At 66.9% G+C, this 13,322-nt stretch carries 7 protein-coding genes and 1 pseudogene; 5 read left to right on the top strand and 3 right to left on the bottom strand.

Annotation, left to right across the window (positions count from 1 at the left end; translation table 11 throughout):
- Positions 1-46: 46 nt before the first annotated feature.
- Complete coding sequence (locus JLDANKMP_RS15535; RefSeq protein WP_212561586.1) at positions 47-1,126, bottom strand: YeiH family protein; 1,080 nt, start codon at positions 1,124-1,126, stop codon at positions 47-49.
- Positions 1,127-1,228: 102 nt separating this feature from the next.
- On the opposite strand from JLDANKMP_RS15535, the gene JLDANKMP_RS15530 reads away from it, so the two are divergent.
- Together JLDANKMP_RS15530 and JLDANKMP_RS15525 are read left to right on the top strand one after the other, a co-directional pair.
- Positions 1,229-2,104: a LysR family transcriptional regulator gene (locus JLDANKMP_RS15530; RefSeq protein WP_212561585.1), complete on the top strand. Its 876-nt coding sequence runs from the start codon at positions 1,229-1,231 to the stop codon at positions 2,102-2,104.
- 285 nt (positions 2,105-2,389) lie between these two features.
- Positions 2,390-4,270 carry an ATP-binding cassette domain-containing protein gene (locus JLDANKMP_RS15525; RefSeq protein WP_212561584.1) on the top strand — a complete coding sequence of 627 codons (1,881 nt, stop codon included), beginning with the start codon at positions 2,390-2,392 and terminating at the stop codon, positions 4,268-4,270.
- 182 nt (positions 4,271-4,452) lie between these two features.
- On the opposite strand, the gene JLDANKMP_RS15520 is transcribed toward JLDANKMP_RS15525, so the two are convergent.
- Together JLDANKMP_RS15520 and JLDANKMP_RS15515 are read right to left on the bottom strand one after the other, a co-directional pair.
- The gene (locus JLDANKMP_RS15520) at positions 4,453-4,914 is read right to left on the bottom strand and encodes a cytochrome c (RefSeq protein WP_212561583.1); all 462 of its coding nucleotides are present in this window, start codon (positions 4,912-4,914) and stop codon (positions 4,453-4,455) included.
- Positions 4,915-4,923: 9 nt separating this feature from the next.
- On the bottom strand, positions 4,924-5,313 hold the full coding sequence (locus JLDANKMP_RS15515) for a c-type cytochrome (RefSeq protein ID WP_005413034.1): 390 nt from the start codon (positions 5,311-5,313) through the stop codon (positions 4,924-4,926).
- A gap of 205 nt (positions 5,314-5,518) precedes the next feature.
- Between JLDANKMP_RS15515 and JLDANKMP_RS15510 the strand changes: the two genes are divergently transcribed.
- The 3 genes and pseudogenes from JLDANKMP_RS15510 (at position 5,519) to JLDANKMP_RS15500 (ending at position 13,271) form a co-directional block, all read left to right on the top strand.
- A complete protein-coding gene (locus JLDANKMP_RS15510; RefSeq protein WP_021204157.1) occupies positions 5,519-6,670 on the top strand; it encodes a MexH family multidrug efflux RND transporter periplasmic adaptor subunit in 1,152 nt (383 codons plus the stop codon).
- A gap of 62 nt (positions 6,671-6,732) precedes the next feature.
- A pseudogene (locus JLDANKMP_RS15505) lies at positions 6,733-10,188 on the top strand (efflux RND transporter permease subunit); the annotation flags it as partial.
- On the top strand, positions 10,185-13,271 hold the full coding sequence (locus JLDANKMP_RS15500) for an efflux RND transporter permease subunit (protein WP_005409277.1): 3,087 nt from the start codon (positions 10,185-10,187) through the stop codon (positions 13,269-13,271). The pseudogene JLDANKMP_RS15505 and the gene JLDANKMP_RS15500, both read left to right, overlap by 4 nt.
- The last annotated feature ends 51 nt before the right edge of the window (positions 13,272-13,322 follow it).

Genomic DNA, 13,322 nt, shown 5'->3' with positions numbered 1-13,322 from the left:
GCGTGGATCTACTGGCAGGTGCCGACCCTGGTCGGCACGCGCCTGATCAGCCCAGCACCGCCAGCACACCCTGGTGGATTGCCAGGCCGCCGAACAGCAGCCAAGCGAACAGGATCAGCGCCAGCAGCAGCGGCTTCAGGCCTGCCTGGCGCAGCGCCGAGACGTGGGTAGTCAGGCCCAGCGCGGCCATCGCCATCGCCAACAGCACCGTGTCCAGCTGCACCAGCCCGGCCTGCAGGCCGGCCGGCAGCAGATGCAGCGAGTTGAAACCGGCCACGGCCACGAATCCGAACGCGAACCACGGCACCACGATGCGCGCCTTGCTGCCATCGGCGCTGGCCTTGCCGCCACGGGCCAGCCACAGTGACAGCGCGATCAGGAACGGCGCCAGCAGCATCACCCGCACCATCTTGGTGATCACCGCCGTGTCAGCTGCCGCTTCGTTGACCGCACGGCCGGCCGCCACCACCTGTGCCACTTCGTGCACCGTCGCACCGGTGAACAGGCCGTACTGCCGCGCGTCCATTGCCAGCCAGCCGTGCGACTGCACCAGTGCATACAGCGCCGGGTACAGGAACATCGCCAGCGTGCCGAACACCACCACCGTCGAGACCGCGACGGTGACATGCGCAGCGCGGCCACGCACCACCGGCTCGGCGGCCATCACCGCTGCCGCACCGCAGATCGCGCTGCCCGCGCCGATCAGCATGGCTGCCTCGCGCTCCATCTTGAACACGCGCACGCCCAGCCAGCAGGCCAGGCCGAAGGTGCTGGCAACCACCAGCACGTCCATCAGCACGCCAGTGACGCCGACATGGCCGATGTCCTGGAAGGTCAGGCGCAGCCCGTACAGCACGATGCCGGCGCGCAGCAGCCAGTGCTTGGAAAAGGCGACACCGGCCGCGCTGCCCGGTGCCAGCCGCGGGTAGAAGGTGTTGCCGACCACGATGCCGGCGACGATCGCCACGGTCAGCGCGCTCAAGCCGTGCGCCTGGAGCCACGGAAGCTCGGCCAGATACAGCGACGCCGCCGCGATCAGGCCTACCAGCACGAGGCCGGGCAGACGCGGCTGCCAGCGCTGGCGCAGGGCGGGCAGAGACCAGGGGGAGAGAGCGGGGGCGTTCATGGCAGGGGCAGGGCTGGAGTGATGGGGCAAGCGTGCGCCCGGAACGATGACCTGTAAAACGAATAATATGGGTGAAACCTACCCATCAAGAAGGTAAGTGCCATGCGCCTGACCTTGCGCCAGCTGCAGGTTTTCGTCGCCATCGCCGACCATGGCAGCACCACCGCTGCCGGCCAGGCCATTGCGCTCTCGCAGTCGGCCAGCAGCGCCGCCCTGCAGGAACTGGAGGCGCACTTCGGCACCCCGCTGTTCGACCGCATCGGCCGCCGTCTGGCGCTGAACGGGCATGGCCGCGCACTGCTGGAGCCGGCGCGCACCTTGCTGGTCAACGCCGCCGACCTGGAGCGTCAGCTGGCCGCCGGCGGCGACCCGTCGCAGGGGGCACCGCTGCGGCTGGTGCTGGCCGCCAGTACCACCATCGGCAATTACCTGCTGCCGCCACGCATCGCCGAACTGCTGCGCCAAGCGCCACAGGCTGAGGTTGATCTACGCATCGACAACAGTGCCGGCGTGGTCGCCGCCGTGCAGCGCCTGGACGTCGACGCTGGCCTGATCGAAGGCCCGTGCCACGAGCGCGGCCTGCAGGTGACCGCCTGGCAGCAGGACCCGCTGGTGATCGTGGCTGCCGCCGATGCCCCCGCCCGCTGGTCGCTGGACGAACTGCGCGGCGCACGCTGGCTGCTGCGCGAGCCCGGCTCCGGCACCCGCGAAGCCGTCGAACAGGCGCTGCTGCCGCACCTGCGTGGCTTCGCCCAGACCCTGCAGCTGGGCAATACCGAAGCAATCAAGCAGGCCGCCATCGCCGGCCTCGGCCTGGCCTGTCTTTCGCGTCACGCGCTGGAAGAGCCATTGGCCCTGGGCCGCCTGCGCGTGCTCGAGACGCCGCTGCCGGCCCTGCAGCGCACGCTGTGGCTGGTACGGCATCCCGGCAAGCAGTGGCTGCCGGGGTTGCAGGCGTTGCTGGGGGACGTGGAGTAGCAGGGATCGGTCTTGCACTGCACGAATTCCACGAAGGGGTCAGAGCCCGTTGCGCAGCAACGGGATCCGACCCCGACAGATCGACAGGCCTTGCAGCGCTCATCCACGCATGGCGTGGATCTACCGTGTCGACCAAGGTCGACACCCACCAGAGCAGAATGCCGCCCCGGCATCCCTCAGGAAACCAGCTTTTGACGTTGCCGTTGAAGTTGCCGGCCAGCGGCCGGCACTACTGCGGGTGCCGGGTGCAACCCGGCCGACGCCCCCAACCCGTACAATATCCGGATGCCTCTGATTACTCTGCAGAACGTCGACTTCAGCGTCGGCGGCCCGTTGTTGCTGGAAAAGGCCGAACTGTCGATCGAGCCGGGCGAACGCATCGCCCTGATCGGCCGCAACGGCGCCGGCAAATCCACCCTGCTCAAGCTGCTGTCCGGCGACCACAAGCCCGATGACGGCGAAGTCCGCGTGCAGCAGGGCGTGCGCGTCACCCGCCTGGAGCAGGAAGTGCCGCACGGCGCGGCCGGCTCGGTGTTCGACGTCGTCGCCGACGGCCTTGGCGAGCTGGGCCAGTGGCTGGCCGAATTCCACCACCTCAGCCATGCCGAAGTCTTCGATGGCGAAGCCCTCGGCAACGTGCAGGCCAAGATCGATGCCGCCAACGGCTGGGGCCTGGACCAGCGCGTCGGCGAAACCCTGACCAAGCTCGACCTGGATGGCGAGGCCGAGTTCGGCCGCCTGTCCGGCGGCATGAAGCGCCGCGTGCTGCTCGCCCGCGCGCTGGTGTCCAGCCCCGATGTGCTGCTGCTGGACGAACCGACCAACCACCTGGACATCGAAGCCATCGACTGGCTCGAAGCGTTCCTGAAGGGCTGGAGCGGCAGCGTGGTGTTCGTCACCCATGACCGTCGCTTCCTGCGTGCCCTGGCCACCCGCATCGTCGAGATCGACCGCGGCCAGGTCACCAGCTGGCCAGGCGACTGGGCCAACTACGAGCGCCGCCGCGAGGAACGCCTCAATGCGCAGGCGCAGGAGAACGCCCGCTTCGACAAGCTGCTGGCGCAGGAAGAAGTCTGGATCCGGCAGGGCATCAAGGCCCGTCGCACCCGCGACGAAGGCCGCGTGCGCCGCCTGAAGGCGATGCGCGTGGAGCGTTCGCAGCGCCGCGACCTCAGCGGCAACGTCAAGATGGAAGCCGCACAGGGCGTCAGTTCCGGCAAGAAGGTCATCGACGTCAAGGACATTTCGTTCGCCTTCGGCGAGCGCACCATGGTCCGCGATTTCACCACCACCATCATGCGCGGCGACCGCATCGGCCTGATCGGTCCCAACGGCAGCGGCAAAACCACGCTGCTCAAGCTGCTGCTGGGCGAACTGCAGCCGGCCAAGGGCGAAGTCAACGCCGGCACCAACCTGCAGATCGCGTATTTCGACCAGTACCGCGCCGTGCTGCGCGAAGACTGGAGCGCGATCGAGAACGTCGCCGAAGGCCGCGATTTCCTCGAGTTCAACGGCAAGCGCAAGCATGTGCATGCCTATCTGCAGGACTTCATGTTCACCCCTGAACGTGCGCGTGCGCCGATTACCCGCCTGTCCGGTGGCGAGCGCAACCGCCTGCTGCTGGCCAAGCTGTTCGCGCAGCCGTCCAACCTGCTGGTGATGGACGAACCGACCAACGACCTGGACGTGGAAACCCTGGAGCTGCTGGAAGAGCTGCTGGGCGAGTACACCGGTACGCTGCTGCTGGTCAGCCACGACCGTGACTTCATCGACAACGTGGTGACCTCCACGCTGGTGATGGAAGGCGACGGCGTGATCGGCGAGTACGTCGGGGGCTACAGCGACTGGCAGCGTTATGCGGCCAGCATCGCAGCGCCTGCCGCGGCCCCTGCGGCCAAGCCGGCGGCCAAGCCGGCCACCCCGGCTACCGCAGCTCCGGCCGCACCCAAGCGCAAGCTGGCCTACAAGGAAGCGCGCGAACTGGAGCAGCTGCCGAAGACCATCGAGAAGCTGGAAGGCGATGTCGAAGGCCTGACCTCGGCGATGAACGACCCGTCGTTCTACACCCGCAGCAGCGCCGAAGTGACCGCGCACACCCAGCAGCTGGCCAAGGTGCAGGCCGAGCTGGATGCCGCTTACGCGCGCTGGGAAGAGCTGGAAGGCTGAGTATCGGTCGGCGCCAGCAGTGCGCCGATTGATCGAGTCGAGAATCAGTAGATCCACGCCATGCGTGGATGGTGGCATCAGTGCGGACCAAGGTCCGCACCCACCGAAGCCGGTTACACCTCTGTACGGACCAACGGTCCGCACCTACCAATCAACGATCCGCACCCACCGGGGGCCTGCGGTCATTTGACCCCGTGCAGATCCCGCAGCTGGCTCGGCCGGCTGCCGAAATACGCCGCCAGATCGGCGATGTCCTGATCACTCAGGTCCTTCGCCTGTGGCGTCATCAACATGTGCTGGCGGTCACCGGCGCGGTAGGCCTGCAGCGCATGCGCCAGGTAGTCACCGTACTGCCCACCCAGCTTCGGATAGGTCGGATCGATCGGCGCATTGCCATCGGCCCCGTGGCAGTCGATGCAGCTCTGGTTGGTGGCCTTGCCCTTCACCTTGGCGCGGGCTTCACCGGCGGCCTCGCGACCTGCAGGCAGGCCAGCCGAAGAAGAAGAGCCGTGTTCGCCACTGGCATGGCCCGGGTTGGCGGCGGATGTCTCGCTGTTTTCCACCTGCGACTGTGAACAGGCCGCCAGCAGCAGGGCAACGGACAGGGCGATGGCGTGACGCAGCGGATGCGCGGCTTTCGACATGGGCGGGCCTTACTTGACGGTGGACAGGTAAACAGAGAGATCGGCGATCTCCTGTTCGCTGAAACTCATCGACTGCGCCTGCATCGTCGGATGCCGGCGCTTGCCCTGGCGGTACTCGGTCAGGGCCTGGGCCAGGTACTGCTGGGTCTGGCCGCCGATCTTCGGCACCCGGTAGCTGGGGTAGGCGTTCTTGTAGCCGGTGATGCCGTGGCACCCCTGGCAGGTGTAGGCCAGCACGCGGCCATTGTCGAAGTTGCCGGTGGGCGCGGCAGGCGCCGGCGCGGCGGCAGGAGCCGGGGCCGGAGCGGGTGTGGCAGGAGCAGGAGCGGGCTGTGCGGCGGCCCCAAGGGGCAGGAGGACGGCCAGAGCGAGACAAGCGGCGAGCGGCTGCGGGCGCATGGTGTCGTTTCCGGGGATTCGGGTCTGGTCGTTCCGGCGTGGGGTACGGAACGCCCCGAGTATAGCCCTAGGTTTCATCTAGCTGAAATGGGGTCGGGCCGACCAGCGGCGTGAAGACACCATGACCTTTGGGATATGGTGTTGCCGTGAAGTGGTGCATTACTTTGCTACCACACCTGTCCACGCATCCTCCAGGGACCTGACGATGTCGCACCCAACCTTCCTGTCCGGCCGTCGCAGCGGAATCTGCGCTGCCGCACTGCTGATCTCCACCTCCCTGCTGCTGGGCGGTTGCGCCGCAGGGCCCAATTCCGAAGCCAAGGCCGCCGAGACCAAGGAGGAGAAGAAGGTCGATGCGGTCCCGGTCGAAGTGGCCGTGGCCAGCCATCGCGCGGTCGCGGCCAGTTACACAGGCACCGCCGCGCTGGAACCGCGCGCCGAGTCGCAGGTGGTGGCCAAGACCTCCGGTGTGGCGCTGGCGGTGCTGGTCGAGGAAGGCCAGCGGGTCACCGCCGGCCAGCCGCTGGTGCGCCTGGACCCGGACCGCGCACGCTTGGCCGTAGCCCAGAGCGAAGCGCAGATGCGCAAACTGGAAAACAACTACCAGCGTGCACAGAAACTGGTTGGTCAGCAGATGGTCAGTGCTGCCGATGTCGACCAGCTGCGCTTTGATCTGGAAAACGTCCGTGCGCAGTACCGTCTGGCGACGCTGGAGCTGTCCTACACCACCGTCGTGGCGCCGATTTCCGGTGTGATCGCATCGCGCTCGATCAAGACCGGCAACTTCGTGCAGATCAACACGCCGATCTTCCGCATCGTCGACAACTCGCGCCTGGAAGCCACCCTCAACGTGCCCGAACGCGAGCTGGCCACGCTGCGTGCCGGCCAGCCGGTGACGTTGGCCGCCGATGCGCTGCCGGGCCAGAGCTTCACCGGCACCGTTGATCGCATCGCGCCGGTGGTGGATTCGGGCAGCGGCACGTTTCGCGTGGTCAGCGCCTTCGATGGCGCCGCGCACGCGCTGCAGCCCGGCATGTTCGGGCGCATCCGCATCGATTACGACCAGCGTGCCGATGCGCTCGTGGTGCCGCGCCTGGCGCTGCTCGACGACGGTGAGCCGGCGGTGTTCCGGGTGCGCGAAGGCAAGGTCGCACGCGTTCCGGTCAAGCTGGGTTACGCCGAGGGCCCGTGGGTGGAGATCCGTGATGGCCTGGCGGCCGGTGATCAGGTGGTCACCGCCGGCAAGGTCGCGCTGCGCGACGGTACCGCGGTGCAGGTGATCGCCGATCCGAAGGCAAAGGCGAAGACGGTCGCAGCGGCCGCCAAGCCGGCAGACAAGGCCGGGAGCAAGCAATGACCGCCCCGGGCCACGACCACGGTGCCTCGCCGGCGAGCGATGGCGCCGCCGCCGGCATGCGCGGCGGCCTGGTGGAATTCGCCACCCGCCGCCGCGTGACCATCGCCATGTGCACGGTCACCCTGCTGCTGTTCGGCCTGATCGCGCTGGGCAACCTCAAGGTCAACCTGTTGCCCGACCTGAGCTACCCGACGCTGACCGTGCGCACCGAGTACACCGGTTCGGCGCCGACCGAAATCGAAACCCTGATCACCCAGCCGGTCGAAGAGGCCGTCGGCGTGGTCAAGAACCTGCGCAAGCTGAAGTCGGTCTCGCGCACCGGCCAGAGCGACGTGGTGCTGGAGTTCGCCTGGGGCACCAACATGGACCAGGCCAGCCTGGAGGTGCGTGACAAGATGGAAGCGCTGAACCTGCCACTGGAGGCCAAGGCCCCGGTGCTGCTGCGCTTCAATCCGTCCACCGAGCCGATCATGCGCCTGGTGCTGTCGAACAAGGTGGCGCCGACCAGCGATGCCGATGCGGTCCGCGAGCTGACCGGCCTGCGCCGCTATGCCGATGAAGACCTGAAGAAGAAGCTGGAGCCGGTTGCCGGCGTGGCAGCGGTCAAGGTCGGTGGCGGTCTGGAAGATGAAATCCAGGTCGACATCGACCAGCAGAAGCTGGCCCAGCTGAACCTGCCGATCGACACCGTCATCAAGCGCCTGAAGGACGAGAACATCAACATCTCCGGCGGTCGCCTGGAGGAGGGGTCGCAGCGCTTCCTGGTGCGCACCGTCAACCAGTTCGCCGACCTGGAGGAGATCCGCAACCTGCTGGTCACCACCCAGGGTTCGAACGGAAGTGCAGCCGACTCGGCATTGCAGCAGATGTTCAACATCGCCGCGTCGACCGGTTCGGCCGCGGCCATCGCAGCGGCCTCGGCGGCGCAGAGCGCATCGTCCGGTGCTGGCTCCAGCGTGGTCGCCAATGGCGTGCCGGTACGCCTGAAGGACGTGGCCACCGTTCGCCAGGGTTACAAGGAACGCGAAGCGGTGATCCGCCTGGGCGGCAAGGAATCGGTTGAACTGGCCATCTACAAGGAAGGCGACGCCAACACCGTGTCCACCGCCGAAGCGCTGCGCAAGCGCCTGGAGCAGATCAAGGGCACGTTCCCGTCCGACGTCGAGATGACCACCATCGAGGACCAGTCGCGCTTCATCGAGCACGCCATCGCCGACGTCAAGAAGGATGCGGTGATCGGTGGCCTGCTGGCGATCCTGATCATCTTCCTGTTCCTGCGTGATGGCTGGAGCACGTTCGTGATCAGCCTGTCCTTGCCGGTCTCGATCATCGCCACGTTCTTCTTCATGGGCCAGCTCGGCCTCAGCTTGAACGTGATGTCGCTGGGCGGCCTGGCATTGGCCACCGGCCTGGTGGTGGACGACTCGATCGTGGTGCTGGAGAGCATTGCCAAGGCCCGCGAGCGTGGCCTGGGCATCCTGCAGGCAGCGATCGTCGGTACCCGCGAAGTGAGCATGGCGGTGGTCGCCTCGACCCTGACCACCATCGCGGTGTTCCTGCCGCTGGTGTTCGTCGATGGCATCGCCGGCCAGCTGTTCCGCGACCAGGCATTGACCGTGGCGATCGCCATCGCGATCTCGCTGCTGGTATCGATGACGCTGATTCCGATGCTGAGCTCGCTGAAGGGCCGGCCGCCGCTGGCATTCCCGGAAGAGGCGCCGAACGAACCGTGGCAGCCGCAGAACCGCTGGCAGAAGCCGGTGGCGCTGGGCCGTCGTGGTGCCGTCGCAACCGCGCGCTGGAGTTTCTATGCGCTGGCCTGGCTGGTCGTACGTGCGTGGCGGGGCGTCGTGGCCGTGGTCGGCCCGGTGATGCGCAAGGCCAGCGACCTGGCAATGAAGCCCTACGCCGGTGCCGAGCGCGGCTATCTGCGCCTGTTGCCGAGCGCGCTGGCCCATCCGGGCAAGGTGCTCGGCGTGGCCACGATCATCTTCGTGGCGACCATGGCGCTGGTGCCGATGCTCGGTGCCGACCTGATCCCGCAGCTGGCGCAGGACCGTTTCGAGATGACGGTGAAGCTGCCGGCCGGCACACCGCTCAAGCAGACCGATGCGCTGGTGCGTGAGCTGCAGCTGGCCCACGGCAACGGCGAGGGCGTGGCCTCGCTGTACGGTGTCAGTGGCAGCGGCACTCGCCTGGATGCCAGCCCGACCGAGAGCGGCGAGAACATCGGCAAGCTGACCGTGGTGATGGAAGGCGGTGGCAATGCACGCACTGAAGCCGAGATCACCGAGCGCCTGCGTGACAGCATGGGCCAGCATCCGGGGGCACAGGTCGACTTCGCGCGGCCGGCGTTGTTCAGCTTCTCCACGCCGCTGGAAATCGAGCTGCGCGGGCAGGACATGGCGACGTTGGAAGTGGCTGGCCAGCGCCTGGCGGCGATGCTGCGTGGCAATGCGCACTACGCCGACGTGAAGTCCACAGTGGAAGAGGGCTTCCCGGAAATCCAGATACGCTTCGACCAGGAACGTGCCGGTGCGCTGGGCCTGACCACCCGCCAGATCGCCGACGTGGTGGTGAAGAAGGTGCGCGGCGACGTGGCCACCCGCTACAGCTTCCGCGACCGCAAGATCGACGTGCTGGTGCGTGCCCAGGAAGGCGACCGCGCCAGCGTGGAGAGCATCCGCCGGTTGATCGTCAATCCGGGCAGCACCCGGCCGGTCACGCTGGATGCGGTGGCCGACGTGGTTGCCACCACCGGCCCCAGCGAGATCCATCGCGCCGACCAGACCCGCGTTGCGGTGGTCTCGGCCAACCTGCGCGACATCGACCTGGGCGCTGCCATGCGTGAAGTGCAGCAGATGGTGGCCGAACAGCCGCTGGGCGCGGGTGTCGGCCTGCACATCGGTGGCCAGGGCGAGGAGCTGGCGCAGGCGGCGAAGTCGCTGATCTTCGCCTTCGGCCTGGCGATCTTCCTGGTCTACCTGGTGATGGCCTCGCAGTTCGAATCGCTGCTGCATCCGTTCGTGATCCTGTTCACCATCCCGCTGGCGCTGGTCGGCGCGATCCTGGCACTGATGCTGACCGGCAAGCCCATCTCGGTGGTGGTGTTCATCGGCCTGATCCTGCTGGTCGGCCTGGTCACCAAGAACGCGATCATCCTGATCGACAAGGTCAACCAGCTGCGCGAGGCCGGCGTGGCCAAGCACGAGGCCCTGGTGGAAGGTGCACGTTCGCGCCTGCGGCCGATCATCATGACCACGCTGTGCACGCTGTTCGGCTTCCTGCCGCTGGCGGTGGCGATGGGCGAGGGCGCCGAAGTACGCGCGCCGATGGCGATCACTGTGATCGGTGGCCTGCTGGTGTCGACCCTGCTGACCCTGCTGGTGATCCCGGTGGTCTACGACCTGATGGACCGCCGTGGTGACGCCTACTACCGCGAGCGTGGCCGCAAGCACGCCGGCGAGATCGAGCCGGGCGCAGCAGGCAGCGCGGCGGGTGCGGAGGAGCCGGCATGAGTGTTGCCGAGTTCTCCATCCGCCGCCCGGTCACCACCATCATGTGCTTCGTGTCACTGGTGGTGATCGGCCTGATCGCCTCGTTCCGGTTGCCGCTGGAAGCGTTGCCGGACATTTCCGCGCCCTTCCTGTTCGTGCAGATTCCGTACACCGGTTCAACCCCGGAGGAAGTGGAGCGGACCATCATCCGCCCGGTGGAGGAATCGCTGGCGACGATGACCGGCATCAAGCGCATGCGCTCGTCGGCCACCTCCGAGGCGGCGCTGATCTTCATCGAGTTCAGCGACTGGGACCGCGACATCGCCATCGCCGCCTCCGATGCACGCGAACGCATCGACGCGATCCGCAGCGATCTGCCGGACGACCTGCAGCGCTACAACGTGTTCAAGTGGTCCAGCAGCGACCAGCCGGTGCTGAAGGTGCGCCTGGCCAGCACCACCGACCTGACCACCGCTTACGACATGCTCGACCGCGAGTTCAAGCGGCGCATCGAGCGTATTCCCGGCGTGGCCCGCGTCGACATCACCGGCGCGCCGCCGAACGAGGTGGAGATCGCCATTGATCCGAACCGGCTCAACGCGCATGGGCTGAGCATCAACGAACTGAGTGACCGCCTGCGCACGCTGAACTTCTCGATCTCGGCCGGGCAGATCGACGACAACGGCCAGCGCGTGCGCGTGCAGCCGGTGGGCGAGATCACCGACCTGCAGGAAATGCGCGACCTGGTGATCAACGCCAAGGGCCTGCGCCTGGGCGACATCGCCGACGTGCGCCTGAAGCCGGCGCGGATGAACTACGGGCGCCGCCTGGACGGCAACCCGGCGGTCGGGCTGGATATCTTCAAGGAGCGCAGTGCCAACCTGGTGGAGGTGTCGCGCGCGGCGCTGGCCGAGGTTGAAGCGATCCGTGCCGAAGCGTCGATGCGCGACGTGCAGATCAAGGTGATCGACAACCAGGGCAAGGCGGTGACCTCCTCGCTGCTGGAACTGGCCGAGGCCGGTGCGGTCGGCCTGATCCTGTCGATCACGGTGCTGTTCTTCTTCCTGCGCCATTGGCCGTCCACGCTGATGGTGACCCTGGCCATTCCGATCTGCTTCACCATCACCCTGGGTTTCATGTACTTCGTCGGGGTGACGCTGAACATCCTGACCATGATGGGCCTGCTGTTGGCGGTGGGCATGCTGGTCGACAACGCCGTGGTGGTGGTGGAGAGCATCTACCAGGAGCGCGAGCGCATGCCGGGACAGCCGCGCCTGGCCTCGATCATCGGCACCCGCAACGTGGCCATCGCGCTCAGCGCTGGCACCTTGTGCCACTGCATCGTGTTCGTGCCGAACCTGTTTGGCGAGACCAACAACATCAGCATCTTCATGGCGCAGATCGCGATCACCATCTCGGTCTCGCTGCTGGCCTCGTGGCTGGTCGCGGTCAGCCTGATCCCGATGCTGTCCGCGCGCATGGCCACGCCCAAGCTGGTGCACTCGCAGACCGGCCTGATCGCGCGGCTGCAGCGCCGCTACGCCAGGCTGCTGGACTGGTCGCTGCACCATCGCGGCTGGAGCCTGCTCGGCATCGTGCTGGTGGTGCTGGTCAGCCTGGTGCCGATGAAGCTGACCAAGGTCGACATGTTCGGAGGGGATGGCGGCAAGGACATCTTCATCGGCTACATGTGGAAGGGCGCCTACACCTATCGGCAGATGTCCGAGGAAGTGGCGCGCGTGGAGAACTGGATCGACGCCAACCGCGAGCGCCTGCACGTCAAGCAGGTGTACTCCTGGTACAGCGAGCAGGAAGGCAGCTCGACCGTGGTCACCCTGGACGAGAAGTACGCCAAGGACATCAAGGCGCTGCAGGAAGAGCTGCGCAAGGGCCTGCCGAAGTCGGCCCGCACCGACTACTTCGTTGGCAACCAGGGCGGTGATGGCGGCGGTGGCGGCAACCAGGGCGTGCAGGTGCAGCTGGTGGGCGACTCCAGTTCGATGCTGCAGGAGATCGGCCAGGAAGTGGTGCCGCTGCTGGCCCAGCGTGCCGAGCTGCGCGACGTGCGCATCGACAACGGCGAGAAGGGCGGCGAGCTGAAGGTGCGCGTCGACCGCGAGCGTGCCGCCGCATTCGGCTTCAATGCCGAGCAGGTCGCCAGCTTCGTCGGCCTGGCCCTGCGCGGTGCGCCGATGCGCGAGTTCCGCCGCGGCGACAATGAAGTACCGGTATGGGTGCGCTTCGCTGGCGCCGAGCAGAGCAGCCCGGAAGACCTGGCCGGCTTCAGCGTGCGCACCGGCGACGGTCGCAGCGTGCCACTGCTGAGCCTGGTCACCGTTGACGTCGGTTCATCGGCGACCCAGATCGGTCGTACCAACCGCCAGACCACGCTCACCATCAAGGCCAACCTGGCCGAGAAGGTCACCGCGCCCGATGGCCGCAAGGCGATGGAATCGGTGCTCAAGCCGATGAACTTCCCGGCCGGCTATGGCTTCACCTTCGATGGCGGCGACTACGGCAACGACGACGAAGCGATGCAGCAGATGGTGTTCAACCTGCTGATCGCGCTGGTGATGATCTACGTGGTGATGGCGGCGGTGTTCGAGTCGCTGCTGTTCCCGGCGGCGATCATGAGCGGCGTGCTGTTCTCGATCTTCGGTGTGTTCTGGCTGTTCTGGATCACCGGCACCTCGTTCGGGATCATGTCCTTCATCGGCATCCTGGTGCTGATGGGCGTGGTGGTGAACAACGGCATCGTGATGATCGAGCACATCAACAACCTGCGGCGCGGCGGCATGGGACGCACGCAGGCGCTGGTGGAGGGCTCACGCGAGCGATTGCGCCCGATCATGATGACGATGGGCACGGCGATCCTGGCGATGGTGCCGATCTCGCTGACCAACACGCAGATGTTCGGCAATGGCCCGGAGTACGCGCCGATGGCGCGCGCGATTGCCGGCGGCCTGGCCTTCTCGACCGTGGTGAGCCTGCTGTTCCTGCCGACCATCTATGCGGTGCTGGATGACCTGCGCAATGCCGTGACGCGGTTGATCCGCCGCGCGCGTGGAGTGGAAATGGTAGAGCCCGGCGCTGCCCGGCTGTAATGCACATCAACGTGTTGTGGTGTGGGGGAGGCCGGTCGTAGTGGGGCGGCC

The organism is Stenotrophomonas sp. PE591 (genome assembly GCF_018320795.1).
In the GTDB taxonomy this organism is placed as follows: Bacteria; Pseudomonadota; Gammaproteobacteria; order Xanthomonadales; family Xanthomonadaceae; genus Stenotrophomonas; species Stenotrophomonas maltophilia.
The sequence above is the reverse complement of the archived record's forward strand: the minus strand, read 5'-3'. Positions and strand labels throughout refer to the sequence as shown.